Annotated in this window: 22 protein-coding genes; 14 read left to right on the plus strand and 8 right to left on the minus strand. The window is 73.0% G+C overall.

Going from position 1 to position 26,206, the window contains the following annotated elements; genetic code table 11:
- Positions 1-136: 136 nt before the first annotated feature.
- Both QOZ86_RS09435 and QOZ86_RS09440 read left to right on the plus strand, forming a co-directional pair.
- A complete protein-coding gene (locus QOZ86_RS09435; protein ID WP_284491709.1) occupies positions 137-1,813 on the plus strand; it encodes a hypothetical protein in 1,677 nt (558 codons plus the stop codon).
- Positions 1,814-2,101: 288 nt separating this feature from the next.
- Positions 2,102-3,085 carry a sigma-70 family RNA polymerase sigma factor gene (locus tag QOZ86_RS09440; RefSeq protein ID WP_284491710.1) on the plus strand — a complete coding sequence of 328 codons (984 nt, stop codon included), beginning with the start codon at positions 2,102-2,104 and terminating at the stop codon, positions 3,083-3,085.
- Positions 3,086-3,525: 440 nt separating this feature from the next.
- On the opposite strand, the gene QOZ86_RS09445 is transcribed toward QOZ86_RS09440, so the two are convergent.
- From QOZ86_RS09445 to QOZ86_RS09470, 6 genes are all read right to left on the minus strand, one after another.
- Positions 3,526-5,007 carry an MFS transporter gene (locus QOZ86_RS09445; RefSeq protein WP_284491711.1) on the minus strand — a complete coding sequence of 494 codons (1,482 nt, stop codon included), beginning with the start codon at positions 5,005-5,007 and terminating at the stop codon, positions 3,526-3,528.
- A gap of 359 nt (positions 5,008-5,366) precedes the next feature.
- Positions 5,367-6,572: a DUF3179 domain-containing protein gene (locus QOZ86_RS09450; RefSeq protein ID WP_284491712.1), complete on the minus strand. Its 1,206-nt coding sequence runs from the start codon at positions 6,570-6,572 to the stop codon at positions 5,367-5,369.
- A complete protein-coding gene (locus QOZ86_RS09455) occupies positions 6,569-7,426 on the minus strand; it encodes a cytochrome c biogenesis CcdA family protein (protein WP_284491713.1) in 858 nt (285 codons plus the stop codon). Before QOZ86_RS09455 ends, QOZ86_RS09450 begins: the two co-directional genes overlap by 4 nt.
- 6 nt (positions 7,427-7,432) lie before the next feature.
- Positions 7,433-7,987 carry a TlpA family protein disulfide reductase gene (locus QOZ86_RS09460; protein ID WP_284491714.1) on the minus strand — a complete coding sequence of 185 codons (555 nt, stop codon included), beginning with the start codon at positions 7,985-7,987 and terminating at the stop codon, positions 7,433-7,435.
- Positions 7,988-8,060: 73 nt separating this feature from the next.
- Positions 8,061-8,369, minus strand: coding sequence for a glutaredoxin family protein (locus tag QOZ86_RS09465; protein ID WP_284491715.1), 309 nt, complete (start codon positions 8,367-8,369; stop codon positions 8,061-8,063).
- Positions 8,370-8,382: 13 nt separating this feature from the next.
- Positions 8,383-8,793 carry a hypothetical protein gene (locus tag QOZ86_RS09470; protein ID WP_284491716.1) on the minus strand — a complete coding sequence of 137 codons (411 nt, stop codon included), beginning with the start codon at positions 8,791-8,793 and terminating at the stop codon, positions 8,383-8,385.
- A 252-nt stretch (positions 8,794-9,045) separates the two neighbouring features.
- Between QOZ86_RS09470 and QOZ86_RS09475 the strand changes: the two genes are divergently transcribed.
- Positions 9,046-9,771, plus strand: coding sequence for a Crp/Fnr family transcriptional regulator (locus QOZ86_RS09475; RefSeq protein WP_284491717.1), 726 nt, complete (start codon positions 9,046-9,048; stop codon positions 9,769-9,771).
- A gap of 173 nt (positions 9,772-9,944) precedes the next feature.
- Here the strand turns inward: QOZ86_RS09475 and QOZ86_RS09480 are convergent, their stop codons facing one another.
- Positions 9,945-11,021 (minus strand): alkene reductase, encoded by a 1,077-nt coding sequence (locus QOZ86_RS09480; protein ID WP_284491718.1) that lies wholly within the window; start codon positions 11,019-11,021, stop codon positions 9,945-9,947.
- A 115-nt stretch (positions 11,022-11,136) separates the two neighbouring features.
- Between QOZ86_RS09480 and QOZ86_RS09485 the strand changes: the two genes are divergently transcribed.
- The 9 genes from QOZ86_RS09485 (at position 11,137) to QOZ86_RS09525 (ending at position 20,789) form a co-directional block, all read left to right on the plus strand.
- Positions 11,137-11,802 (plus strand): TetR/AcrR family transcriptional regulator, encoded by a 666-nt coding sequence (locus QOZ86_RS09485; RefSeq protein WP_284491719.1) that lies wholly within the window; start codon positions 11,137-11,139, stop codon positions 11,800-11,802.
- Positions 11,799-12,152: an SDR family oxidoreductase gene (locus QOZ86_RS09490; protein WP_284491720.1), complete on the plus strand. Its 354-nt coding sequence runs from the start codon at positions 11,799-11,801 to the stop codon at positions 12,150-12,152. The genes QOZ86_RS09485 and QOZ86_RS09490 overlap by 4 nt, the downstream gene beginning before the upstream one ends.
- 85 nt (positions 12,153-12,237) lie before the next feature.
- Positions 12,238-13,470, plus strand: a complete 1,233-nt coding sequence (gene egtB / locus QOZ86_RS09495; protein WP_284491721.1) for an ergothioneine biosynthesis protein EgtB — start codon at positions 12,238-12,240, stop codon at positions 13,468-13,470.
- Between the two features lie 42 nt (positions 13,471-13,512).
- On the plus strand, positions 13,513-14,529 hold the full coding sequence (gene egtD / locus QOZ86_RS09500) for an L-histidine N(alpha)-methyltransferase (RefSeq protein ID WP_284491722.1): 1,017 nt from the start codon (positions 13,513-13,515) through the stop codon (positions 14,527-14,529).
- A gap of 120 nt (positions 14,530-14,649) precedes the next feature.
- Positions 14,650-15,444, plus strand: coding sequence for a DUF427 domain-containing protein (locus QOZ86_RS09505; protein WP_284491723.1), 795 nt, complete (start codon positions 14,650-14,652; stop codon positions 15,442-15,444).
- 449 nt (positions 15,445-15,893) lie between these two features.
- On the plus strand, positions 15,894-17,291 hold the full coding sequence (locus QOZ86_RS09510) for a sodium:solute symporter family transporter (protein WP_284491724.1): 1,398 nt from the start codon (positions 15,894-15,896) through the stop codon (positions 17,289-17,291).
- Positions 17,288-18,469 carry a LuxE/PaaK family acyltransferase gene (locus tag QOZ86_RS09515; RefSeq protein WP_284491725.1) on the plus strand — a complete coding sequence of 394 codons (1,182 nt, stop codon included), beginning with the start codon at positions 17,288-17,290 and terminating at the stop codon, positions 18,467-18,469. Before QOZ86_RS09510 ends, QOZ86_RS09515 begins: the two co-directional genes overlap by 4 nt.
- The gene (locus QOZ86_RS09520; RefSeq protein ID WP_284491726.1) at positions 18,466-19,974 is read left to right on the plus strand and encodes an acyl-CoA reductase; all 1,509 of its coding nucleotides are present in this window, start codon (positions 18,466-18,468) and stop codon (positions 19,972-19,974) included. Before QOZ86_RS09515 ends, QOZ86_RS09520 begins: the two co-directional genes overlap by 4 nt.
- On the plus strand, positions 19,971-20,789 hold the full coding sequence (locus tag QOZ86_RS09525) for a 3-oxoacyl-ACP reductase (RefSeq protein ID WP_284491727.1): 819 nt from the start codon (positions 19,971-19,973) through the stop codon (positions 20,787-20,789). Before QOZ86_RS09520 ends, QOZ86_RS09525 begins: the two co-directional genes overlap by 4 nt.
- Before the next feature lie 15 nt (positions 20,790-20,804).
- Here the strand turns inward: QOZ86_RS09525 and QOZ86_RS09530 are convergent, their stop codons facing one another.
- A complete protein-coding gene (locus QOZ86_RS09530; protein WP_284491728.1) occupies positions 20,805-22,181 on the minus strand; it encodes an FAD-dependent oxidoreductase in 1,377 nt (458 codons plus the stop codon).
- Between the two features lie 324 nt (positions 22,182-22,505).
- Between QOZ86_RS09530 and QOZ86_RS09535 the strand changes: the two genes are divergently transcribed.
- Together QOZ86_RS09535 and QOZ86_RS09540 are read left to right on the plus strand one after the other, a co-directional pair.
- Positions 22,506-24,929, plus strand: coding sequence for a PP2C family protein-serine/threonine phosphatase (locus tag QOZ86_RS09535; protein ID WP_284491729.1), 2,424 nt, complete (start codon positions 22,506-22,508; stop codon positions 24,927-24,929).
- Positions 24,930-25,560: 631 nt separating this feature from the next.
- Positions 25,561-26,130: an IS5 family transposase gene (locus QOZ86_RS09540; protein ID WP_284491730.1), complete on the plus strand. Its 570-nt coding sequence runs from the start codon at positions 25,561-25,563 to the stop codon at positions 26,128-26,130.
- The last annotated feature ends 76 nt before the right edge of the window (positions 26,131-26,206 follow it).

Genomic DNA, 26,206 nt, shown 5'->3' on the forward strand with positions numbered 1-26,206 from the left:
GCGGTGTCCGGCGGCCGGGTCGGTTGGCTTCCCGCGCTAGGGTCGGACGCTCCGACGCCGTCGTCGCCGTGCTCCGCGCACCGTCGGCGTGCCCGACCGACGGAGGCTTCCTGTGCGCTCTCGCGCGTTCCCGCTCGTGCTCAGCGCTACCCTGCTCGCCGCCTGCACTTCTTCTCCTGCGGGGGATCAGGCCGACGAGCCGGAGGAGGCCGCGGTCGCCGAGGCCGCGGTCTCCGCGCCCGACGAAGCCCTGACCGTCGTCGCCGACACGGATCCGGTCGGCTCGGCCATCGGCACCAGCCGGGCGCTGTTCGACGCCGCGGACGTGGCGGTCCTCGCGGCCGACGACGACCGTCCGGGGATGCTGCTGGGAGCCTCGGCGGCGGTGGCGCTCGGCGTCCCGCTGCTGGTGACGGATCAGACTGCGTCCGAGGCGGTCTCGGCCGAGCTCGAGCGCCTCGGCACCGAGACCGTCCTCGTCGTCGGCGAGGCGGCCGGTGCGGTGCCCGAGAGCGGCCCCGTGGTGGTCACCGTCGACGCCGACCCCGACGCCGTCGCCGCCGTGATCGGAACCGACCTCGCAGCGGGTGAACCGGTACCCGCCGACGGTGAGGCGGGGGCCGTGGCGGCCCTCGATGCGGAGGCCCTCGTGGCGCTGCAGCCGGACGCCGGGGCCCCGGAGACCGAGACCGAGGCCGAGACCGAGGCCGAGACCGAGGCCGACGAGACCGAGCCGGGCACCACGGACGAGGTCCTGCCGGAGATCGACCGTCCCGACGCGCTCGAGGACACGGTGGTGCTGGCGACGGGCGTCCCGGAGTCGGTCGCCGGGATCGCGACCGCCCGGGCGGCGGGCGCGCGCGTGCTGCTGACCGGGGGGACGACCGATCCGCGTGCGTCCGAGGCCGTCGTGGAGGCCATGGCGGAGGCGTCGCCCGAGGCGGTCGTCGCGCTCGGAGCGGGTTTCGCCGCCGAGGACGGATTGGACTGGAAGGTCGCGACGGCCGCCACCGGCGTCGAGCTCCCGGGCGGCGGGCAGGTGCTCTTCCCCGGCCGGCTGCTCGTCGCCCTCTACGGGCACCCCGGCACCGGCGCCCTGGGGCTGATGGGTGAGCAGCCCGTGGATGCGGCCATCGAGCGGGCCCGGGCGCACGCCGCCCCGTACGAACCGCTGGTCGACGAGACCGTCGTGCCGGCCTTCGAGATCATCGCGACCATCGCCTCGTCGTCGGCCGGCGCCGACGGCGACTACTCGAACGAGGCCGACATCGAGGTGCTGCGGCCCTGGGTCGAGGCGGCCGGGGAGGCCGGGATGTACGTCGTCCTGGACCTCCAGCCCGGGCGCACCGACTTCGTCACCCAGGCCGAGCTGTACCGGCCGCTGCTGGAGCTGCCGCACGTCGGGCTCGCGCTCGACCCCGAGTGGCGGCTGGGGCCGAACGAGGTGCACCTGGTGCAGATCGGCTCGGTGGACATCGAGGAGGTGAACCGGGTGGTGACCTGGCTGGCCGACCTGACGCGGGAGAACGAGCTGCCGCAGAAGCTGCTGGTGCTGCACCAGTTCCGGCTGGACATGATCCCCGGCCGCGAGCGGCTGGACATGAGCCGCGACGAGCTGGCGATCATGGTCCACGCCGACGGCCAGGGCGGGCAGGGCGCCAAGCAGAGCACCTGGGCGACGCTGCGCCGGGATGCACCCGAGGGCCTGCGGTGGGGGTGGAAGAACTTCTACGACGAGGACATCCCGATGCTCACCCCGGAGCAGACGATCTCCGACGTGGAACCCGACCCGGAGCTGATCACGTACCAGTAGCGGCGGGGCGGTCGTACCCGCCCCGTCGGTCACCGTGCCCACGGCTGGCTCCGTGGTCGCCGTCACAGTCGATCCCCGGTCCCCTGCAGACAGTCACGGGGGCGGGACGATCGAGAACTGGTAGCTCGTCCGCGACGGCGAGCCGCTGGTGCCGTGACGCGCTGACACCGACCCGCGGATGCGGGCGCCCGACCGGGAGCCCCCGGAGCCCACCGCTCCGGGGGCTCCCGTTCTGTCGGTGGACTGTGGTCTCCTGACCGCACATCGACCCGGGAAGGGGATCCCCAGGTGACCAGTGTCGCGCTCGGCCCGACCGACCAGCTCGATCCGCGGTTGCTCGAGCACCGCCGCGAGCTGACCGGCTACTGCTACCGGATGCTCGGGTCGGTGTTCGACGCCGAGGACGCCGTCCAGGAGACGATGGTCCGCGCCTGGCGCGGGCTGGCGGACTTCGAGGGCCGGTCGGCGGTGCGGTCCTGGCTCTACCGCATCGCCACGAACGTCTGCCTCGACCAGCTGTCCGGCCGGCAGCGCCGGGCCCTGCCGATGGACCTCGCCGGCTCGCCCTACCCGCCGGTCGAGGCGTCGCTGGCCGGGCGTCGCCCGGCGACGGCGTGGATCGAGCCGGTGCTGGACCGCCAGGTCCTCCCGGAGGACGGCGACCCGGCCGACCAGGCAGTGGCACGGGAATCGGTGCGGCTGGCGTTCGTGGCCGCGCTGCAGCACCTGCCCCCGAAGCAGCGGGCCGTGCTGATCCTGCGCGAGGTCCTGCGCTGGAAGGCCGAGGAGGTCGCCGGGCTGCTCGAAACCACGGTGGCGTCGGTGAACAGCGCGCTGCAGCGGGCGCGGGCCACGCTCGCCGAGGTCGGTGGCCGCCCCGCACCGCGCACCCTCGACGACGACGACCGGGCGCTGCTGGCCCGCTACCTCGACGCCTTCGAGCGCTACGACATCGACGCGTTCGTGCGGCTCCTCCACGAGGACGCGACGCAGCACATGCCGCCGTTCGAGATGTGGCTGCGGGGCCGGGACGACCTGGCCACCTGGATGCTCGGCCCCGGAGCCGGCTGCCGCGGGTCGCGGCTGATCCAGACCTCGGCCAACGGGACGCCGGCGGTCGCGCAGTACCGGCCGGCCGAGGGAGGTGGTCACGTGCCGTGGGGCCTGCACGTGCTGGAGATCGAGGACGGGCGGATCGCCCACATCTCCAGCTTCCTCAACCTCGACTGCGAGCTGTTCGCCGCGCTCGGGCTGCCGACTGCGCTGAACTGACCGGGCCACCGGCGAGTCCGCCGCGTTCCGCTTCCGCTTGACCCGGAACCGCTGCGCGGCCAGCCTGGGGCGATGACGGCGGTTGTGCTGCCCGTTCACGGGCGATGGACGTGGGATGCGCGTGGTGAGGGACGAGCGGTCCGGGTCTCCACGCACGTCGAGCAGGGGCTGGTCAACCTCAGCTTGTGGCGCGGCGAGACCTGTGTCGGCACGGTGCGGCTCGCTCCCGACGACGTGGCGGGGCTCGTCACCGGGCTGACCGAGGGCCTGGCCACGCTGGCCGCCCGACCGCGGGTGGTCGGCCCGGATGCCACCCGGGTGGCCGACCTGGAGGCCCGGTTGGCGCATCTGGAGCGCCATGGGCAGCCGCTGTGGCGCCGGGTAGCCGATGCGGCCGGTGGCTGGGCGGTGCGGAAGGCGGCCCGCCGGGGGCGACGAGGTCAGGAGCCGGTGACCGGCTCGGTGCGGGGTGGCACCCGCCCGGGCCCGGACCGATCGGCCGGTGCCGGCGCACCATCGCCCAGCGGGCGCCGGACGAAGACCACGGCGATCAGCGCCCCGGCGGCCAGGAGCCCGGCCAGGACGAGCAGGGCGGTGCGGAAGCCGTCGGCGAAGGCCGTCGGGTCGGTGTAGTCGTCCCCGCCCAGACCGGCGACGACCGGGACGACGGCCACCGCGAGCAACCCGGCGGCACGCGCCACCGCGTTGTTCACGCCGGAGGCCACACCGGCGTGACGGTCCTCGGCCGAGTCCAGCACGGTGGCTGTCAGCGGGGCGACCAGCAGGGTGAGACCCGCACCGAAGACGACGGCGGCGGGCAGCACGTCGCACAGGTAGGAGGCCCCCGGGCCGATCCGGAGCATCAGCAGCGCGCCCCCGGTGGCCACCAGCGGGCCGGCGGTGAGCAGGGCGCGGGGCCCGATCCGCTGGGCCAGCGCCCCGACGCGGGCGGAGAACAGCAGCATCAGCACGGTGACCGGGAGCAGCGCGGTGCCGGCCAGCAGCGGGCTGAACCCGGAGACCACCTGCAACTGCAGGACCAGCAGCACGAACATGGACCCGAGCGCGGCGTAGACGAACAGGGTGACGGCGTTGGCGGCGGAGAACTGCCGGTCGGCGAACAGCGCCGGGGGGACCAGGGGGTGCCGCGACCGCCGCTCGACCCCGATGAAGGCGACCAGGGCGAGGACCCCGGCCGCGCCGGACAGCCACACCTCCCGCCCGGCCGCCGGGTCCCCGGCGGCGGTGAGGGCGTAGGTGAGGGCGCCCAGCCCCGCACCCACCAGCGCCGTACCGGTCCAGTCCAGTTGCCGGGCGGCCGCCGGGTCGCGGGACTCGGGCACGTGCCGGGCCGCGACGGCGACGACCAGGACTGCCAGGGGGAGGTTGACGAGGAAGATGGCCCGCCAGCTCCACTCCACCAGCCAGCCGCCGAGGAAGGGGCCGATCGCGCCGGCGACTCCGGCCAGCCCGGACCACGCACCGACCGCTGCCGCGCGGTGGGTTCCGGAGAACGAGGCCGAGATGATGGCCAGGCTGCCCGGTGTGAGCAGCGCCCCGCCGACGCCCTGCAACCCGCGGGCGGCCACCAGGGTGCCGATGTCGGGCGCCAAGCCGCACAGGAGCGAGGCGAGCGCGAACCAGCACACTCCGACGACGAAGATCCGGCGGCGGCCGTAGCGGTCGCTGAGCGAACCGCCGAGCAGGATGAGCGAGGCCAGGGTGAGGGTGTAGGCGTTGACCGTCCACTGCAGCCCGGCGAAGTCGGCGTCGAGATCGGCGCCGATCCGCTCCAAGGCCACGTTGACGACCGTGGCGTCCAGCATGGCCACGCCGGAGCCCAGGACGGTGGCGAGCAGCACCCAGCGCGCCTGAGGCGTGCCCATGCGCAGACCCGTGCCGGCCGCGGGCGGCACAGCCATGAGCGAACCTCCTCCGCCGGCGCCGGACAGCATCAGCACGCTGGTCGCCGCTGTCCAACGCCTGCGGTGGCGAGCCATTCCCCGGCCGCCCGGTGGTGCGCGCGGCCTCGGTCAGCAGCGGCGGGAGATCCGTGTCGGCGTCGGTGAACGAGCGCGCAGCCCGCGCCTCCCGCGCCACGGCCACCCGCTCGCGTCCTGACCGCCACGTCCCGGGCCGTGCCAGTCGCACCCACTCGCGGCGCAGCGCCGCACGGATCCCGTCGGGCACGGGCAGCCCGGCATCGGTCAACTCGAAGACACCTGCGACACCCCTCCGCACGGGCTCCATGACCAACAGCGGAGCGGGCAACTCACCGGCCTCAACCGAGGTCCGCGATCCGGGTCGCGGGATGGAAGGCGGCCCAGGCGAACCAGAAGGTGTCCAGGTGCTCCACCGGCTCCAGCCGGGTGCCGGCCAGGGGGCCGTCGACCGCCTGGCCCAGGACGTTCCACCGGGAACCGGTCCCGGCATCGACGAAGTGGTCGCCGTCCCGGCTGAACCGCAGGTGGTTCCCGTCCACGACCGGATCGAACGCCCCGGTGGCCCCGACCGGGCGGCCCTGGTGCACCCGCTGTTCGTCCAGGGGCGAGCGCAGGCCTTCGACGGCCCAGACGACGACGGGACCGCCGCCGACGATCAGCTCCACCACGCCGCCCTCGACCACATCGGCCAGCGGCACCGCGACCGGGTCCTCCGCCGAACCGAGCCCGGCGACCCGCTGCATGGCCGGCAGCCGGGGGTCGGGCTCCCCCTCGAAGAGGAACGGGGACCCGTCGGGGGAGTCGTAGCCGGTGTAGGGGTTGGCGCCGTAGTCACGCGAGACCCCGGTCTCCCGGCTGAGCACCCATCCGTCCGGGTTGGCCTGTTGCCACTGGGCCCAGGTGACGGTCTGCACGGGGATCCGCTCGAGCTCGGCGCCCGCGAGCACCCCAGCGATCGCCCGCCCCTCGATCTGGGAGAACAGCGACTCGGTCTGCCGGTCGTACATCACCAGGTCCGAGCGGTAGAGCAGGCCCGAGGTGCCGAACGTCAGCACCCGGTCGCCGAGCCGACGGTCGAAGGCCAACGCCGAGTTGCACAGGGGGCAGTACGTGACGACGACGGGCCGGCCGTCGATGCTGTCGTTGACGATCTCGTGCCAGATCATGATCCGCACGGGATAGGCCCGGGCCGTCTCCCCGATGGCGGGGGCGAGCACGGGCTCGTCCGGGGTCAGCCAGTTGACGTCCGCGGCCGGGACGAAGCGGGGCGTGTCGATCGGCGGGATCCCGTCCGGCGGTGGGCCCCCGCTGATCACCTCCGACTCGTCCACCAGCGGGTCGGGCAGTGCGGGGTCGTCGATGCGTTCCAGTGCGGAGGGGACGTCCTCCGGCGGGGAGCCGGTGACCTCCTCGAGCAGTGCGGAGTCCGGAGACACGATGCCCGCTCCCGTACCGGCGCCGGCATCCGTGCGGACGTCGGCGGGTGCGCCGCAGGCAGCGAGCAGCACCAGCACCGTCGCGAACAAGGACGTCCGGCGGCTCACGGGAGGGACTCCACGGTCCGGCGGCTCCAGGATCGGCGGAGCAGCGAGAGCAGCACGACGGCCGTGACCAGAGCGACGGCGATCAGCCCCGGGGCGCCGAGGTCGGCGACCCAGCGGCTGAGCGCGGCCTGCACCTGCACGGCGGCCGACACCACCGGGTCGGTGGCCGACCCGCCGGAGAGCACCCGGATCTCGAACCACCCGTACCAGGCGACGTAGCCACCGGCCAGCACGAGCAGCAGGCCGCTGCCTCGATTGATCAGCGCCCCGGTACGTCGCATCGAACGGACGACGGACGTACGGGCGAGCGCGACGGCGACGCTCAGGGCGAGGACCACCGTCCCCATGCCGACCGCGTAGCTGACGAACGTGAGCCCGACACCGAGCGGGCCGCCGGCCCGCAGGGAACCGGCGGTCACGGCCAGGAAGGGCGCCAGCGTGCAGGACAGGGAGGCCAGGGCGAACGACACCCCGAAGCCGACCTGCGTCGTCCACCGCGACGTCGGTGGTCTGCCGCGACCGGCCAACCCCGGCACGGCCACGCTCCGGCCGGCCACCAGCCACAGCCCGACGACGACGAGCACGAGGCCGATCACCACCGTGAGCACCGGCAGGTACTGCTGCAGCGAGGACAGCACGGGCATCAGGACGAGGCCGACCGTGCCGAAGACGAGGACGAAGCCGGTGGTCATCCCCAGGGCGAAGCGCACCGCCCTGCCCGTGGCTGCCACGCGGTCGCGCTGGGGGGCGGCCACGAGCAGGCCGAGGTAGGCGGGCAGCAGCGCGAAGCCGCACGGATTGAGGGCAGCCACCGCTCCAGCCAGCAGGGCCAGGGTGAGCAGTCCGGGGTCCATGACGGTCTACTCCCGGTCCAGTTCCTCGACCATGGCGCGCAGTTGGTCGCCACCCAGCGAGCCGAGGAAGCTCTCCGTCGTGCCGTCGCCGGCCACGAAGACGAACGCCGGCTGGGCGATCACCCCGAAGCGCTGCCACAGGCTGCCGTCCTCGTCGACGAGGTGCCGGAAACCCCCGGTGCCGGTCTCGTCCACGAAGGCCCGCATGGCCTCGAGGTCGCCCCGGCCGGCCACGCCCAGCACCTCGACGCGGCCCGCGTACTCGGCCGCCACCTCGGCCACCTCCGGCGCCTCCGCCCGGCAGACGGTGCACCAGGGCGCCCAGAACCAGAGCACGAGCGGCGTGGCGGCCAGCTCGGCCGCGTCGAGCTTCCCGCCGTCCACCGTGGTGCCCGAGAGGGCCAGGACCGTGGCAGCCCCCTGCTGCCGACCGTCCGCAACCGTTCCTCCGCCCGGCGAGGCCGGGCTGCTCCCGGTGCCCGGGGTGCACCCCGCCGACACGAGGGCGAGCGCCGCGAGGAAGCAGATCAACCGCCCTGGCGCCCGTCGGTCCCGGCTCATGACGTCCTCCCCTCGCTCGGCGCCCGACTGCTGGAACGACGTGGGCACCCGGTGGCCACCGGCCGGCCGGCGGTCATCCGTGGCGCCTCTCCACCAGGTCGAGGAGCTCCTCCGGCGAGGGGTTGCCCAGCCAGCGCACCCGGCCGTCGACGGTGTACGTCGGGGTTCCGACCAGCCCGGCCGGGAGCGTCCGCCCCGCCGGGCTCCGGCTCAGGTCCACCACCTCGACGGCGGCGCCGGGGTGCCGGAGCAGCAGTTGCGCGACGAGCTCCTCGGCCCGTCGGCAGCTGCCGCAGCCGCCGGCGACGTAGACCTGCAGAACCGGCTCCGGCGTCGGGTGGTCGATCTCCGGCTCCCGCCACGGCCGCGTCGGATCGGTCACCGGACGGCCCGGTCTACGACCGCGCGGACCGGTCGCGGAGCATGGCCCCGACGACCGCGCCGAGCACCAGGCCGAAGACGAGGTGTCCCAGGAGGCTCTGGAGGGTCATGCCGTCGACCACGAAGAGCGGCATCCCCATGCGAGCCGGCATCAGCAGGAGCGGTCCGACCACCCACAGGACGGCGCCGTAGGCCACGCCGAGCAGCGTCGCGCCGACCACGCCACGGAGGACCGGGCCCAGCACCACCGCGAAGGCGATGCCGAAGAAGGCGGAGATCAGCAGGTGCACGACCCAGCCCACCGCGGGGGAGTCGCTGCCGACCAGCCCCGCGACCATCGGGATCATGCCCCCGGCCTGCATCATCAGCCCGAAGACCACCCCACCGGCCAGTCCACCGGCCAGCCCCGCGGTTGCCCGCCGCACGAGGACCTGACCTGTGGTCGTCGGACTCGCTCCGCGCGTCTCGTTCGTCGTCGTCCGCATCGTGGGCTCCCTCCGCGGCGGGCACCCATGGTCCGCCGCGGCTCGAACGTAGGGGCGTGACGCCGGCACTTCTGTGCTCCAGGACACACTTCTCGGCGACCGGTCGTGCGACAGTTGCTCCCGGAGCGGGCGGGAAGGAGAGGCCGGAGCCTGCGCGTCGGGAAGGGCCGGCGGGCAGGACACGGACGTGCCATGAGCGTGGGAGCAGCGGACCGTTCACGGGCGCCGACCGCCCCGGTGTTCTGCCTGTCCGAGGTGGAGATCTTCGCGGACCTCAGCCCGCAGGAGATGGCGGATCTGGCCGCAGCCGCCCCGATGCGCACCGTGCCGGCCGGCACGCTGCTGTGGTCGCCGCACGACTCCCGCACGGTGCTGTTCATCGTGAAGGCCGGGTCGGTGTGCCTCTACCGGTTGTCGCCGGAGGGCAGGCGGTTGACGCTGGCAGTCCTCGGCCCGGGCGCGCTCTTCGGCGAGATGGAACTCGTCGGCCAGCGCATGGGTGACGGGTTCGCCGAGGCCCTCGAGCCCAGCGTCTTGTGCCTGATGAGCGAGCACGACGTCCGGAGCATGCTGCTGGCCGACGGCCGCATCGCCGCCCGGATCATCTGCGGCCTCGGGCGGCGGGTGGCCGAGGTGGAGCAGCGGCTGGCCGACACCGTGCTCAAGCCGGTTCCCCAGCGGCTGGCGGCCGTCCTGTGCCAGCTCGTCGAGACCGCTCCGCAGGGTGGGGTGCTCTCCAACCGCGGGCCGGAGATCCGGCTGACCCACGAGCAGATCGCGGACCTGGTGGGGACCACCCGGGCGACGACCACCAAGCTGCTGGGAGAGCTGCGTGAAGCGGGCCTGGTCAGGCTGCGCCGTGGCGGGGTCGTCGTCCTCGACCGGTACCGGCTCCAGGCCGTCGCCGACCATGGCTGATCACCCCGGGCCTCCCGCACGTCGGTAGGCGTCAGCTGTCACTCCGGCGGGTGCTCCGCGCCGCTGCGGGGAACGGGTCCCTGGGCCAGCTGCCGGCCTCAGCATCTGGATCGGACACGGTGGGTCGGGTGCCCGGCCGTCCCCGCGGACGGTGATCCGCGGGGACGGGCGGATCAGGCGACCTGCTCCAGCGTGGGGTAGTCGATGTATCCGGCGTCGGTGCCGCCGTAGAAGCTCGACTGATCGGCCGCGTTCAGTTCCGCCCCCCGCTCGAGGCGGCGGACCAGATCGGGGTTGGCGATGAAGGCGCGGCCGACCGCGACGAGGTCGGCCCGCCCGTCGGCGAGGAGGGCCTCGAGGTTCCCCGTCGTCGTCTCCAGGCTGAACGCCGGGTTGACGATCAGCGTCTGGGACCAGTTGCTGCGGATCTTCTCGGTGACCGACGGCGGCCCTTCGACGACGTGCAGGTAGGCCAGGCCCAGCGGCTCCAGCCCGGCCACGACGGCGGCGTAGACGTCCTCGGTCTCGTGCTCGACGATGTCGTTGAAGCTGTTGGCCGGGGACACCCGGACGCCGACCCGCTCCGCGCCGACGGCCTCGGCGACCGCGGTCGTGGCCTCGATCAGGAAGCGGGCGCGGTTCTCCGCGGAGCCGCCGTAGCGGTCGGTGCGCTGGTTGGTGCCCTCGGCGAGGAACTGGTGGGGCAGGTAGCCGTTGGCGCCGTGCACCTCTACGCCGTCGAACCCGGCCTCCTCGACCGCGAGCCGGGCAGCCGCGGCGAAGTCGCGGACGGTCTGCTCGACCTCCCCGGTCTCCAGCGCGCGCGGCTCGACGAAGTCCTGCAGGCCCTCGGGGGTGAAGACCTGCCCGGCGGGGCGGACGGCGGACGGCGCGACCGGCAGGCCGCCACCGGGCTGCAGCGACGGGTGGGAGATCCGCCCGGCGTGCATCAGCTGCAGGAAGATGCGGCCGCCGTCGGCGTGCACGGCGTCGGTCACCCGGCGCCAGGCCGTGGCCTGCTCGGCGGTGTGGATGCCGGGGGTGTTCGGATAGCCCTGGCCGGCCGCGATGGGCTGGGTGCCTTCGGTGACGATCAGCCCCGCACCGGCGCGCTGGGCGTAGTAGGTGACCATCGAGTCGGTGGGGACGCCGTCGGCGCCGGCCCGGTTGCGGGTCATCGGGGCCATGACGAGGCGGCTGCCCAGCTCGGTGCGGGCGAGGGTGTACGGGGTGAAGAGGGTCGGGCTCACGAGGTGGTTCTCTCCCGGGAATCGGTCGGTCGCGGTCATCAGCGGTTGGACTGGACGGTCCACTGCCAGCCCGAACAGTGGACTGGTGGGTCCAATTCCCACTAGCATGATCCACATGCACGAGGGCCCGCCCTTGATCTCCGAGGCGCCGTCGACCGCGCGGGGAAGGGCCACCCGGGAGCGGATCGTCACGGCGGCCGCGGCGCTGATGCACCAGTACGGCGTGGCAGGGACCAGCCTCGACGAGGTCCGAGCCGCGACCGGCACCAGCAAGTCCCAGCTGTACCACTACTTCGCCGACAAGTCGGCACTGGTCGGCGCGGTCATCCAGCGGCAGGTGCAGCAGGTCCTGCAGGCCCAGCAGCCGGAGCTCGACGGCATCGATTCGATGATCGCTCTACGGCGGTGGCGCGACCGCGTGGTGGCGATGCAGCGGCAGGCCGGTGCCGTCGGTGGATGCCCCATCGGCCGGCTGGTCGCCGAGCTCGCGGACAGCGAGCGAGGTGCGCCGGTCGAGCTCGTCGACGGATTCGCCACCTGGCAGCGACGACTGGCCGACGGCCTGGGCCGGATGCACCGACGCGGTGAGCTCGATGCCGATCCGGACGCGCTGGCCGCGGGTCTGCTCGCCGCGTTGCAGGGCGGGCTGCTGCTCGCTCAGGCCACTCGCTCGGTGCGTCCGCTGGAAGCGGCACTCGACCTCGCACTCGCCGGGGTGGCAGCGCACCTGGTGCCGGCGGCCCGTCCCGGACCGGTGCCCGGGAGGCCGCATCCGTCGTGATCCGCGGTTCCGGGCCGCTCCCCGTCCACGACCGGGTCGCACGCCCCGGTGGCACCGACCGAGCGGCCCTGGTGCTGGAGGTCTCCGACATGGGTGTGACGGTGAACGACATCGCCCCGGGCATGGTGCTGCCCCCGGTGAACCAGAAGGCGATCGACGACCCGGACTTCCGGGAGGAGCAGGTGCAGAGCATCCCGCGCAAGCGGCCCGCGCTGCCGGAGGAGGTCGGACGCCTCGCGGTGCTCCTCGCCTCCAGCGAAGCTGAGCACGTCACCGGCGCCACCTACGGTCATGGGCGGGGGCCCGATGCGGATGTCGGGCCAGGGCGCCCGACCCAGCACCAGGAATGATCCTCCGCCGGCCGGGGTACAGGGCGCCATCGACGATCGCGCCTGTGCCCTGCCGGCGACATCCCTTCGACGGCCTGGAGGCCCGATGACCCTGACTGCCCCTCCCGTCTCTGATCTGCGCGCCCGGATCCTCGCCGTCCGGTCGCTGACCGAGGCCTTGGCCGCGCCGCTGTCTGCGGAGGACCAGACGGTGCAGTCGATGCCGGATGCCAGTCCGACCAAGTGGCACCGGGCGCACACGTCCTGGTTCTTCGAGGAATTCCTGCTCGGCCCCGCCGGCCGCGCGCCCTACGACCCGTCGTTCGGGTACCTGTTCAACTCCTACTACGAGGCCGTCGGGCCGCGGCACCCGCGCCCGCATCGAGGGCTGATCACCCGGCCGGGCGCCGCCGAGATCGGCCGGTACCGGGCCCACGTCGACGCCGCGCTGGCCGACCTGGTGTCGAACGGGCTGGACGAGGAGCAGGCCGCGGTGGTGGTGCTGGGGCTCAACCACGAGCAGCAGCACCAGGAGCTGCTCGTCATGGACGCCAAGCACCTGCTGGGCGGCCAGCCGTTCGGGCAGGTCTACGCCGCCCGCCCCGCGGACCCCGCTACCCCGTCGCCGGCCCTGACCTGGCGCGCGGTCGAGGGCGGGCTCGTGGAGGTGGGCCACGGCGGCACCGGCTTCGCCTACGACAACGAGGGGCCGGCGCACCGGGTGTGGCTGGAACCGTTCGAGATCGCCGAACGGGCCGTGACGAACGAGGACTGGCTGGCGTTCATGGCCGACGACGGCTACGAACGGCCGGAGTTCTGGCTCTCCGACGGCTGGCAGGCGATCGGCCGCACCGGCTGGCGGGCCCCGGAGTACTGGAGCCAGCAGGACGGGGAGTGGACGACGTGGACGCTGGCCGGACAGCGGCCGCTGGTGCCCGGGGAGCCGGTGTGCCACGTCTCCTTCTACGAGGCGGACGCCTACGCCCGCTGGGCCGGCGCCCGTCTGCCCACCGAGTTCGAGTGGGAGACCGCCGCCCGGCCGGTGGCCCACCTGCGCGGCCAGCTGCTCGATCCGCAGCGGCTGCACCCGGGCCCGGCGGGGCAGCACATGATCGGGGACGTGTGGGAGTGGACCTCCAGCGCCTATCTGCCCTACCCGGGGTTCGTGCCGGTCGAGGGCGCGATCGGTGAGTACAACGGCAAGTTCATGTCCGACCAGCACGTGCTCCGGGGGGCGAGCTGTGCCACGCCTGCCGGGCATGAGCGGCTGACGTACCGCAACTTCTTCCCGGCCTCCGCCCGGTGGGCCTTCTCGGGTCTCCGGCTCGCCAGGTCCTGATCCCGCACCTGCCTTCCCCACCCGCCTGACCCGAGGACGCCTGTGACGACCGCCTGCCCGCCCGACCCGGGGACCCCGGTCTCGAGCACTGCCGCGCTGCAGCTGGAGCGGCACCTGCACCCCACCGCCATGCGACGGGCCCTGGAGGACGACGTCCGCGCCGGGCTCACCGCGTCCCCCAAGACCCTTCCGCCGAAGTGGTTCTACGACGCCAGGGGCTCGCAGTTGTTCGATGCGATCACCCGGCTGCCGGAGTACTACCCGACCCGGACCGAACGCGCCCTGCTGGTCGAGCACGCGCACGAGATCGCGTCCCTCACCCGCGCCGACACCCTCGTCGAGCTCGGCAGCGGGACGTCGGAGAAGACCCGGCTGCTGCTGGACGCCCTGCGCGAGGCCGGCAGTCTGTGCCGCTTCGTGCCCTTCGACGTCGACGAGTCGGTGCTGAGGCAGGCGGGTGCGGCCGTCCTCGAGGAGTATCCCGAGCTGGTGGTGCACGCCCTCGTCGGGGACTTCGAGCACCACCTACCCCTGCTGCCGACCGGGGGCAGCCGGCTGTTCGCCTTCCTCGGCGGCACCATCGGCAACCTGCTCCCCGCCGAGCGCGCAGACTTCCTGCGCACCCTCTCGACCGGCATGGCCCCGGGTGATGCGCTGCTGCTCGGCACCGACCTGGTCAAGGACCCCGGCCGCCTCGTGCGCGCCTACGACGACTCAGCGGGGGTCACCGCAGAGTTCAACCGCAACGTGCTGCGGGTGCTCGCTCGTGAGCTGGATGCGCAGGTCGATCCAGAGGCGTTCGAGCACGTTGCGGTGTGGAACGCCGAGCAGGAGTGGATCGAGATGCGGCTGCGGTCGGTCCGCGCCCAGGTGGTACGCGTGCTGGACCTCGAGGTGCCTTTCGCGGAGGGCGAGGAGCTGCGGACCGAGATCAGCGCGAAGTTCCGTCGTCCCGTGGTCGAGGCCGAGCTCACCGCCGCGGGACTGGAGCTGGTGCGCTGGTGGACCGACCGGAGCGGTGACTACGCACTGTCCCTGGCCTGCAAGCCGGGGCCCTGACGGCTCGGCTGCTCGTGCTGCGGAGGAGGTAGCCGCCGGAACCGGTGGCGATCAGAAGGGTGCCGCCGTGCAGGCGGGCGACGAGGTGTCGGCTGGAGCGGCTCGGGTAGCCGCCGATGCATGAGTCTGACCAAGGGCAGCGGGCCGTTCGGTGCGGCGCCCGCGGGATCGTTCAACTTCGATCCGCGGCCGCCCGAGCACGTCATGTACCTGGAACGGTCGCCGCGGCGCGTGCGGGTCGTTCTCGGCGGGGAGACGGTCGCGGACAGCACGGACGTCCGCTTGCTGCACCCGCCGGGCCGAACGCCCACGTATCTGTTCCCCCGCGAGCACGTGCGCACCGACCTGTTCGAGCCCAGCGAACGCCGCAGGTCCGACCCGGCGATGGGGGAGGGGACGTACTGGAGCGTGCAGGCCGGGGACCGGCGGGCGGTCGATGCGGCCTATTCGTTCCAGCGGCCACCCTCGTCGGCGGCCGAGGTGGCCGGGCTGGTGGCTTTCGACTGGGACTCCGTGGACGGGGTGTTCGAGGAGGACGAGGAGGTCTTCGTCCACCCCCGCGATCCCTACACCCGCATCGACGTGCTCAGGAGTTCCCGCCAGGTGCGGGTGAGCATCGACGGCACCGTGGTCGCCCGGTCGACCCGGCCGCGGATGCTCCTCGAGAGCGGGCTGCCGGTGCGCTACTACCTGCCGCGCGAGGACGTGCGCACCGATCTCCTCGAGCCCAGCTACACCACCACCCGGTGTCCGTACAAGGGCATCGCCCACTACTGGTCGCTGCGGTTGGGCGAGCGGCTGGAGAAGGACCTGATCTGGACCTACCCCGAGCCGTTCCACGACGCCGAGGCGGTGCGGGGGCTGCTGTGCTTCGTCGACGACCGGGTGGACCTGGAGGTGGAGCAGCCCGGTTGAGCGGTGCGGCATGCGCGACCGGCCAGGAGGACGCCATGTCCCTCCTCGACCGTTCAACCGGGCATCCCTCCCCGGCAGCGGACATCGGCACGCGACAGCTCACAGGCCGGATGCCTCGAGCAGACGCAACCAGATCTTGCTGATGGTCGGGAATGACGGCACTGCGTGCCCGGGACCCGTCGCGCGGCGGCCAATGGGTGAACCGGGCGCAGCAGCGCCTCGGAGGGCATGCACGCCAGCACGGGTCAGGGCGGCCGTGCCGGGGGACTTGCGGTGGGAACGGCGAGACAGAGTTCACGGGCGCGCCGGTACAGTCCGCGGTGAAGAGCGGGAGCTCGGGCGCACCGGGCTGAGAGGGCGGCACAAGGCGCCGCCGACCGCATGAACCTGACCGGGTAATGCCGGCGAAGGGACTCGGCGTGGTAGGCATCCCCCTGACAGTGGCTGCCGTGGCTGCCGTGCTCCTGCTGTTCGCCGCGGTCGGTCTCGCGGTCGGCCGCGATCGCGACCTGGAGGAGTTCGCCGTCGCCCGGGGCACGCAGGGCGGTGGAGCACTCGGCCTGTCGTTCTTCGCCTCGGGCGTGGGCGCGTGGGTGCTGTTCGCGCCCCCGGAGGTGGGCGCCCAGGTCGGCCTGGCCGGCGTGCTCGGCTACGCGGTGGCTATCACCCTGCCGCTGGCGGCACTGGCACTGGTCGGCCGGCGGCTGCGTGCTCTCGTGCCGGCCGGGCACAACCTCGTGGAATTCGTGCGGCTGCGCTTCGGACGCGGGATGCACCTGTACGTGCTGGGGATCTCGCTGGTCTACATGCTGGTGGCCCTGGCCGCCGAGCTGACGGCCACCGCGGCGGTGCTGGGTCGACTGAGCGATCTCGACCCGCGGGTCGGCGTCGCGGCCATCGCCGTGGTCACCACCGTCTACACCGCCTACGGCGGGCTGCGCGCCTCCATCCGCACCGACGGGTGGCAGGGCTGGCTGCTCCTGCTGCTGTTGGCCGTGGTGGGGATCGTGCTCGTCCGGGCGCTCCCGGACACCGGTCCGCAGGACGCCGGGCGGCTGCTGCAGATCGACCTGGCCGGCCTGGAAGGCGCCGCGACGCTGGTAGTGGCGGTGCTGGCCACGAGCCTGTTCCACAACGGCTACTGGCAGCGCGTGTGGTCAGCCCGCGACCAGCGGGCCCTGACCCGCGGTGCGGTGATCGGCGCCGCGATGCGGTTCCTGGTGGTGCTACCGGCGGGCCTGGTGGGGCTGCTCGCCGCCGCCGCAGCGGTCGACCTGGGCACTCCGCCCGCACCGTTCTTCGCGCTGCTGGCCGGCTCGTCGCAGTGGGTGCTCGTCGTCGTCCTGCTGTTCACCCTGGCCCTCGTCACCTCCACCGTCGACACCCTGCAGAACGGGTTGGCCGCTGCCGTGGTCATCGAGGCGCCGCGGATGGGGCTCCGCGGAGCGCGCGTGCTGGTGGTGCTGCTCACCGTGCTGCCGACGCTGGTGGCCTTCCAGGGCTTCTCGGTGCTGCGGCTGTTCCTGATCGCCGACCTGCTGTGCGCGGCGACCATCGCGCCGGCCTTCCTGGGGCTGTGGCGCCGGGCGACCCCCACCGCCGCGATCTCCGGAGCCGTGGCGGGCCTGGTCGGCGCGCTCGCCTACGGCCTGGTGGCCGGTGGGTCGCTGAGCGCCGCCCTGGCGCTGGCCACGTTCGCCGGTGGCCTGTCGCTGCCTCCCTTCGCTGCGGCGCTCGCGGCGTCCACCGCGGTCACGGTCCTCGTCAGCCTCCTGGGCCGGCGCAGCACCGACCTGCGGGACCTGTCGGACCGGGTGCTGTCGCTGGACACCACGGGAACGCGATGATCGGCTCCGAGCCGGAGCTGCCCGCTCTGGACGCCCGGCTGCTGACCTGGATCGAGCGGGCGGCGCAGCGGTGGGACGACGCCGGCCCGGGCGACGACGAGGAGGCGAAGTTCGACCGCCTGGCGCTGGAGCTGTTCGCCGACCAGTACGAGCGCAACACTCCCTACCGGCGCTTCTGCCGGGCCCGCGGGGCGGAGCCGGGGCGGATCGCGCGGTGGCAGCAGATCCCGCCCGTGCCGCTGAGCGCCTTCAAGGAGCTCACCCTGTCCTGCGACCCGCCGGAGCGCGCAGCCGCCGTCTTCATGACCAGCGGGAGCACGGACCCGGGCCGGCGCGGGCGTAACCATCATCCACACCTGCGGCTGTACGACGCCTCGCTCCGGGCGAGCTTCCGGCACTGGTTCCTGCCCGACCGGGAGCAGCTCCGGCTGCTGGTCCTCAACCCCCCGTCCGCACAGCAGCCGCACTCCTCCCTCGCCTACTTCCTCGGGCAGCTGGTCGAGTCCTTCGGCGCGCCCGGCAGCGGCTCCTTCGTCGACGAGGAGGGCCTGGACGTCGACGCACTCACCGCCGCCCTGGCAGAGGCGGAGCGGGACGGGGTGGCGGTCGGGTTGCTCGGCACGTCGTTCGCCTACGTCCACCTGCTCGACGCGCTGGAGGCCACCGGCGCCTCCTTCACCCTCCCCGACGGGAGCCGGCTGCTGGACACCGGCGGGTTCAAGGGCCGGTCCCGGGAGATCTCCGCCGAAGCCCTGCGCGCCGCGTTCGGGACCCGGCTCGGCATCCCCGAGGACTGGTGCGTCAACTACTACGGGATGACCGAGATCAGCACCCAGTACTACGACACCAGCCTGCGGCGCGCCTGGCTCGGGCAGGACCGCGGTCCCCGGGTCAAGGCCGTGCCACCGTGGGCCCGCCTGCTCGTGGTCGACCCGGGCACCGGCGGGCCGGTGCCCGAGGGGGAGCGCGGTCTGCTGGTCCACTACGACCTGGCCAACCGCGGCTCCTGCCTCGCCGTGCTGGCCGAGGACGTCGGGCACCTCGCACCTGATCCCGCCACAGGCACACGCGGCAGCAACGAGTTCGTGCTCCTGGGGCGGGCGCAGGGCAGCGAGGCGCGCGGTTGCTCCATCGCCCTGGACGAGCTGCTGGCGGCCAACGAGGGACGCCGGCGGTGACCCGGCTCCCGGCGTCCGATGCGGTGGATGCCTTCTTCCTGCCCCAGCTCGACGCCGCGGAGCTGGCCGTCCTGGAGTGGACGACGAGGCCGGTGGGCACGGTGCCGCTGCGGTTCCCGGTCGTGACGCCGGAGCTGGTCGAGCAGTTGTGCGATCGCCTCCTGCAGGCCCAGGCCGACGAGCTCGCCGAGCGCCCGGTGATGGAGGTGCTCGAAGTCCTGGGCAGGGCGGTGGCCCGGTGGTACGACCCGTCCTGCCCGCAGCGGCGCCGAGCCGAGGAGCTGCTGCCCGGGATCACCGGCTACGCCCCCGAGATGGTGCGCCGCGGGCTGAAGGAACACCTGAGGACCTTCCGCCGGGACCGGCTGCTGCGGTTCCTCGCTCAGGACTTCGACAACCCGCTGGTGCTCGACGGGTTCCACCCGAACCGGGCCGGCGGCCGCTCCCGCGCCTACGGCCCGCGCCTGACGACCCAGTTCTTCGCGGGCAACGTGCCCGGGCTGCCGGCCTGGAACCTGGTCTGCGCCTTCCTGGTGAAGTCGGCGACCCTGGGCAAATCCGCCGGCGCCGAGCCGCTGTTCCCCGTCCTGTTCGCCCACACGATCGCCGAGGAGGACCCGGGCCTGGCCCGGTGCCTGGCCGTCCTGCACTGGCCCGGCGGGCAGGAGGACGTCGAGCAGACCGCCTTCGCCCGCTCGGACGCGGTGATGGCGACCGCGGGCTTGCGCGCGACGGAGAGCCTGGCCCAGCGCGTGCCCGTCGGCATGCCGTTCGTCCCCTACGGCCACAAGGTGAGCTTCGCCGTGGTCGGGCACGAGGCGTTGGCGCTGACCCGGTTCGCCGACACGGCCCGCCGGGTGGCCCGGGACGTGTCCCAGTACGACCAGCAGGGCTGCCTGTCCCCGCACGCGGTGTTCGTCGAGCGCGGGGGAGCGGTGGATCCGCGGGCGTTCTCCGCGGCCCTGGCCGCGGAGATGGAGCGCTACGAGCGGTCCAGGCCCCGGGCCGGTCTCCGGTTCGAGGAGAGCGCCGCCATCGCCGGGGTGCGTGCGCGGTACGAGTTCCGCTCCTACGACGAGGACCAGGGGGTGGAGGTCTTCAGCAGCCGGCACGGGAACGCCTGGACGGTGCTGTTCGAAGAGCGCCCCGAGCGGTTCGAGCCCTCTCCCCTCAACCGGGTGGTGCGGGTGCACCCGGTCGACGGCATCGAGGACGTCGTGCCCCACCTGCTCCCACTGCGCCGCTACCTGCAGACAGCCGGGATCGCGTGCGCCCCGGAGCGCCTCGACGCCTGGGCCTCGCTGCTCGGCCGCTGCGGCGCGGACCGCATCTGCGCGGTGGGGCAGATGCCGCAGCCGGCGGCGGGGTGGCACCACGACGGCCTGGGCAGCCTGGCCTCTCTCGTGCGGTGGACCGACATCGAGGGCGCGGCCGAGGCCGACGTGGAGCGGTACGACCCCGAGTGGACCCGGCCTTCGGGCTCGTCGGACGGGGGGCCGCGGTGAGCGCCGTCCCCGGGGCCGGCGGGTACGCGGGCGGCCTGGGACGCAGCGACCTCCTGGCCGGACGTGTGGCGCTGGTCACCGGCGCCAGTCGCGGCATCGGCGCCGCCGTCGCCCGTGCGCTGGGCGCCCACGGGGCTGCCGTCGTCGTGAACTACCTGCGCGATGCGGCGTCCGCCGAGCGCGTCGTCGCCGACATCGAGGGCTCCGGAGGGCGGGCCCGTGCCTTCCGCGCCGACGTCACCGACCCCGCTGCCGTCCAGCGGATGCTCGCCGAGGTCGAGGACCGCTTCGGACCCGCGGACATCGTGGTCAACAACGCGCTGCGCAGCTACACCTTCGACCCGCTGGCCCGCCGGACGGCGTGGGAGACGACGTGGGAGGACTACCAGCACCAGCTGGCGGGCAGCCTCGGAGGGGCGGTGAACGTCTGCCGCGCGGCGCTCCCCGGCATGCAGGCCCGCGGCGGTGGCCGGATCGTCACCATGGTCACCGACCTCGTCGAGCGGCCCAGCGTGCCCTACCACGACTACACGACGGCCAAGGCCGCCCTGCTCGGCTTCTCCCGGAACCTGGCCGCCGAGCTCGGGCCCTTCGGGATCACGGTCAACTGCGTCGCACCCGGGCTGGTGCACCCCACGGACTCCAGCCGCGCGGCGACGGACGAGCAGCGGGATGCCCTGGAGGAGGCCACGCCACTGCGTCGGCTGGCCACCCCGGAAGACGTAGCCGGGGCGGTGCTCTTCTTCGCCAGTGACTGGGCCGCCTTCGTGACCGGCGCCTGCCTCTTCGTCGACGGCGGCCTGGTCATGCGCTGAGCTCCGACGAGCCGTTCACAGGTTCCGGACGTCGACCTCCACCGCCTCGAAGGCCTTGCGGGCCGCGATCAGGACCGGGTCCCACACCGGGGCGAACGGCGGCGCATAGGCCAGATCCAGGGACAGGATCTGGTCGACGGTCATCTCGTTCCAGATGCAGATGGCCAGGGCGTCGATGCGCTTGGCGGCGGCCTCCCGTCCGACGACCTGCGCGCCGAGCAGTCGGCCGCTGCGCCGCTCGGCGATCATCTTGACCCGGATGGGCCCGGAGCCGGGGAAGTAGCCGGCCTTGGTGGAGGAGTCGACCGAGGCCGTGACGAAGGAGTAGCCGGCGTCGCCCGCCTCCTCGCTGGACAGCCCGGTCCGCGCGACTTCCAGGTCGCAGATCTTGGTGATCGCGGTGCCGATGACGCCGGGGAAGGTGGCGTAACCGCCGCCGATGTTGATCCCCGCCACCCGGCCCTGCTTGTTGGCGTGCGTGCCGAGGGCCACCACCAGCCGCTGCCCGGAGAGGCGGTGGCGGGATTCCACGCAGTCCCCGGCCGCCCACACGCCCTCGACCTGGGTCTGCATGCGGGCGTCCACCGCGATCCCGCCGGAGATCCCGAGCGGGATCCCGGACTCCTGCGCGAGTCGGACGTTCGGCCGCACCCCGAGGCCGAGGACGACGAGATCGGCACGCAGCTCCCGGCCGCCGGCGGTCACCACCGCCCGGGCCCGGCCGTCAGAGCCGGCGTCGATGGCCACGACCTCCTCGGAGAGCAGCAGCTCGATGCCCTCACCGCGCACCGCGTCCGCGATGAATTCGCCGACGTCGGGATCGAAGGTGCCGACCGGGGTGGGGGAGCGGTCCACCACCGTGACGCCCAGACCGCGGACCCGGCAGGCCTCGGCGATCTCCAGGCCGATGTAGCCACCGCCCACCACGACGACGTCGCGCACCCGGCCGCTGTCGAGTTCGGCGCGCAGCGCCACGCCGTCGTCGAGGATCTGCACCCCGTGGACGCCGGCGGCGTCGATGCCTGGCACCGGCGGGCGCATGGGCACGCTCCCGGTTGCGTAGACCAGCTCGTCGAACGGTTCGCGGCCTTCGTCACCGGCGTCGAGGTCCCGCCAGCTGACCTCCCGCCGGTCCAGGTCGATGCCGGTCACCTCGGTGCGAATCCGCACGTCGACGCCCATGGCGCGGTGCTGCTCGGGCGTGCGGGCGATCAGCGCGGCCTCGCTGCCCACCACGCCGCTGATCCAGTAGGGGATGCCGCAGGCCGAGTACGAGGTCGCCCGGCCGCGCTCGAACATGACCACGTCCAGGTCGGGCTGCCGCTTCTTGGCCTGTGCCGCGGCGCTACCGCCCGCGGCGTCCCCACCGATCACGATCACACGTCGTCGCATGCCGCGGACCATAGGCCCGCCCGCCCACTGCCCGGGAGGGAAGGGGCGTCGAGGCGTGGGAGTCCGCCGCTCGATCGAGCGCTGGTTCACGTGTCGTCGTGCATGGTCACAGCCGCGACATCGCCATGGCATCCTTCACGTCAAGCGCCATCCGCCGAAGCCCACGGCAATCGGCGGTAACTGGTGTATCGGCGGAGGAAGCGGCGGCTCGGCGGGCTGTCGGGGCGGTCGATGTGATCACCGATTGCGCACGCCGTCGGTGGATTCTCAGCAGGCCGCCTCGAAGGCGTGCAGGCAACGCGGGGGAAGGCGGCGGAGGAGGACATGGAGGCCCTCGTCGATCTGCTGCGCGCCCTGAGGTCGATCCTGTTCTTCGGCCTGGCCGCAGCGGCGATCGTGCTGTGGCGCCGCCGGCGTGCGGAGCCGGCGAAGTGGGCGGCGATCAGTTTCGCGCTGCTCGTGGGGTCGAACGCCTCGGGACTACTCCTGCCCGACGTGGGCGGGGAGGCCGTGGAGTGGGCCCGGAAGGTGCGGATCGCCGCGCTGGTGATCTTCCCGTACTTCCTGTACCGGTTCGCGGCCGCCTTCACCGGGGGATCGAAGCCGGTGCACAGGCTGGCCGCGGGAGCGACGCTCCTGCTCGCCACCGCCACCTTGGCACTGCCCCCGCTTCCCCAGGCAGGCCAGCCCGTACCGACGTCCTTCAGGTGGTACATCGGGGCGGTCCTCGTCGTGTGGATGACGCTGTCGCTGCTGGCAGCAGCGAGACTCTGGTGGTCGGGCCAGGGCCAGGCGAGCGTGGTGCGCCGCCGCATGCGGCTGCTCGCGTACGCATCGGTCGGCCTCAGCTTCGCCATCCTCATCGCAGGGTCGACCCGGAGCCTCGCCAGCGAGTGGCCCAGCCTGGCCGTGCAGGGCTTCACCCTGGCCAGCGCCGGGTTGTTCTGGGCGGGGCTGACACCGCCTCGATTCCTGCTGGCGTCCTGGCGCAGACCCGATCAGGCCCACCTCGACCGAGCCGTGGAGAGCCTGGTGGCGGCCACCAGCCGCGACGAGATCAGCGAGGCCCTCCTGCCCCACCTGGTACGGGTGGTGGGCGCCCGCGGCGCCGCCCTGACCGACGAGGAGCAGGGCGTGCTCGCCACCTACGGCGACGTACGTCTTCCCACGGCGCCGGGCGGCGGCCTCAGGTTCGACGAGGCTGAGGCCACCGTCTCGCCGCAGCGCATCGACTTCGGCCTCCGGTCCGGCCGGTTGTCCCTGTGGGTCAGCCCTTACACACCCTTCTTCGGGCAGGACGAACTCCACCGGGTGCGGTCGCTGGCCACCCTGCTCGACCTCGCCTTCGAACGCATCGCCCTCGCCGAACTGGAGCGCGAGGCGCAGCAGTCCCTCCTCCACGAGCGGGACTTCTCCCAGCGCCTCATCGAGGCCGAGCGGGAACGCGACCGGTTCGCGGGTCATGTGGAGTTGCTCGGGCGGGTCTCCGAGGCGCTCATGGAGTCCTTGGATCTCTCCGAGTCGCTGTCCCGGCTGGCCGATGCCCTGGTGCCGGCGCTCGCGGACTGGGTCAGCATCCAGGTCCGCCTGGAGCACAACCAGCTCTACGACATCGCCATGAAGCACCGCGACCCCCGCCTGGCGGTCGTGACCCGGGAGGCCGAGCAGCTCAAGAGGGGGCGGGGCTGTTTCACCGAACCCAGCCGGCAGGCAGCTGGCGGTCACAGCGTGCTGCTTCCCTCGGTGGACGCCGAGGAGCTGATCACGCAGATCCCCGACGCCGAGCTGCGATCACTGGTGCAGCAGCTCGGCATGTGCAGCGCGCTCGCCGTTCCCATCCCCGGACGGGTCGGCGTCCTGGGATCACTGCTGCTGGCGAACGCCTCGGGCAGTGGCGGCTTCGGCGAGACGGATCAGGCCCTCGCTGCCGAGATCGGGCGGCGCGCCGGTATCGCACTGGACAACGCCCGGCTCTACGCCGGCCAACGGCACGTCGCGACCGAGCTCCAGCAGAGCCTGCTCACGGCTCCACCAGCGCCTTCGTTCGCCGACATCGCCGTGCGCTACGTCGCTGCGGCGCAGGAGGCGCAGGTCGGCGGGGACTGGTACGACGCCTTCTGCCAGCGGAGCGGAGACCTCCTGCTGGTCATCGGCGATGTGGTCGGCCACGACACCCGCGCCGCCGCGGCGATGGGGCAACTGCGAGCACTCGTGCGGGGAATCAGCTTCACCACGGCAGCGGAACCAGGTCAGGTGCTGACCTCGGTCGACGAAGCCATCGACGGACTGCAGCTGGCCACGATCGCCACCGCTGTCCTCGCCCAGCTCACACCGCACAGCGGTGACCACGGCCCGGACGGCGTCAGTCTGCGCTGGTCGAACGCCGGGCACCCGCCGCCGGTGCTGCTCGACGCAGAGGGTCGCACCCGCCTCCTCGGACCCAGCACGGGCAAGGCGGATCTGCTGCTGGGCATCGACCCCACCGCACCACGCCGCACGGAACAGACCACGCTGCCCGCCGGCTCCACCCTGCTGCTCTACACCGACGGCCTGGTCGAGCGCCGCGGGCAGTCCCTCGACGACGGGCTGGACAGGCTGCTCTCCACCGTCGAGGAACATGCCCATGACGACCTCGAGGGGCTCTGCGATGCGGTCTTGAGCAAGATGGTCCCGGACGCCAACGAGGACGACGTCGCTGTCGTGGCCGTTAGGCTTCCTGCGGCGCGGGCGGGTCGTCGACCGGCATGACGCCGGAGTCGAGACGCGGGCGGCCGGCGGCACCCTGTGGAGGCGACGGCCTGGCGGATCGCCGTCCGGGGCACGGCCTGGAACTCACCGCGTGACCGGTCCCTGACCGATGGAGCGGAGAACAGGGGTCCCGTGGCTGCAACGGGCCTTCCGGAGGTCCCCCAGACCTTCTCCAGAAGGTCTGACACGAAGGTGGCCTGTGATCCTGCGTGGAGCGGGTGACCGGGATCGAACCGGCATGGCCAGCTTGGAAGACTTGGGACTCCGAGCACCATAATTGCTGGTTAATGCCAAGTCAGGCGGATGCCGTGCCTTGCACGTGCCTTAGGACCGCATGTGGCACCAGCACCGGCCTACACCATGTCCCTTGGCCGCCGAGCAGGTGTCTCAGTGAGGAGTCCCGGTGCAATGCCTGGCCACGGACCCGAGGGCCTCTGCATGTCTCAGAGCGTGTCCGGGAATTGGGCGTGTCCGCGCGGGCAGGCAGGCGGACTCCTGGTAGGGCGGTAGGTGTCTACGCCACCACCTACCAGGAGTCCTGGTGTCATCTTCCCCGACTTGCACGTGTGCGTCCTGCCCGGCCAACAGCATCACCGGTAGCGACCGGCGATCGGGGCTTCCGCGCTGCCAGGTGTATCCGTCCTCGGCGACCACCGACGCCCAGTGGGCGCTCATCGAGCCGCTGCTGCCGCCGCCGGGCAACGCCGCCGGGCGCGGTGGTCGCTCGGAGAAGCACGACCGCCGCCTGCTCGTGGACGCCATCTTCTACCTGGTCAGAGGCGGGGTCACCTGGCGTGAACTGCCCCGCGAGTTCCCACCCCGTTCCACGGTCTGGGACGCCTTCACCCGCTGGGTGCGCAGCGGAGCCTGGGCTCGTGTCCACGACGCGCTGCGTGACCAGCTACGGGTACGCCTGGGGCGCCGGCCACAGCCGAGCGCGGCGATCATCGACTCCCAATCTGTGCGCGCGGCGGACACCGTCGCAGGCTCCTCGCGCGGCTACGACGCCGGCAAAAAGATCAACGGCCGCAAGCGACACATCGCCGTGGACACCAACGGACTGCTGCTGGCGGTGATCGTCACCATCGCCGGCATCCAGGACCGTGTGGTTCCCCCGAGAAGCGGCATAGGAACCCCTCCACGATTTCGGGGGACCACACTCGCGGTCTCGTGGAGAACGCAACGGGCTTCGGTGGCTTGACGGTCCTTCGCGTCACGGCCCTCGGTTTCGAAGTCCTCGCCGTCCTCCGCGAGTACGCCGACGGCTACGAGGAAGG

The sequence above is a fragment of the Blastococcus capsensis genome, assembly GCF_030165005.1.
Classification (GTDB): Bacteria; Actinomycetota; Actinomycetes; order Mycobacteriales; family Geodermatophilaceae; genus Blastococcus; species Blastococcus capsensis.

Excerpts from the sequence above, each read along its gene's own strand:
- QOZ86_RS09445 (WP_284491711.1), bottom strand. The coding sequence starts at position 5,007 with ATGGCTGTGCCGCCCGCGGCCGGCACGGGTCTGCGCATGGGCACGCCT.
- QOZ86_RS09455 (WP_284491713.1), bottom strand. The coding sequence starts at position 7,426 with ATGGACCCCGGACTGCTCACCCTGGCCCTGCTGGCTGGAGCGGTGGCT.
- QOZ86_RS09460 (WP_284491714.1), bottom strand. The coding sequence starts at position 7,987 with ATGAGCCGGGACCGACGGGCGCCAGGGCGGTTGATCTGCTTCCTCGCG.
- QOZ86_RS09475 (WP_284491717.1), top strand. The coding sequence starts at position 9,046 with ATGAGCGTGGGAGCAGCGGACCGTTCACGGGCGCCGACCGCCCCGGTG.
- QOZ86_RS09485 (WP_284491719.1), top strand. The coding sequence starts at position 11,137 with ATGCACGAGGGCCCGCCCTTGATCTCCGAGGCGCCGTCGACCGCGCGG.
- egtB (WP_284491721.1), top strand. The coding sequence starts at position 12,238 with ATGACCCTGACTGCCCCTCCCGTCTCTGATCTGCGCGCCCGGATCCTC.
- QOZ86_RS09505 (WP_284491723.1), top strand. The coding sequence starts at position 14,650 with ATGAGTCTGACCAAGGGCAGCGGGCCGTTCGGTGCGGCGCCCGCGGGA.
- QOZ86_RS09515 (WP_284491725.1), top strand. The coding sequence starts at position 17,288 with ATGATCGGCTCCGAGCCGGAGCTGCCCGCTCTGGACGCCCGGCTGCTG.
- QOZ86_RS09530 (WP_284491728.1), bottom strand. The coding sequence starts at position 22,181 with ATGCGACGACGTGTGATCGTGATCGGTGGGGACGCCGCGGGCGGTAGC.
- QOZ86_RS09535 (WP_284491729.1), top strand. The coding sequence starts at position 22,506 with ATGGAGGCCCTCGTCGATCTGCTGCGCGCCCTGAGGTCGATCCTGTTC.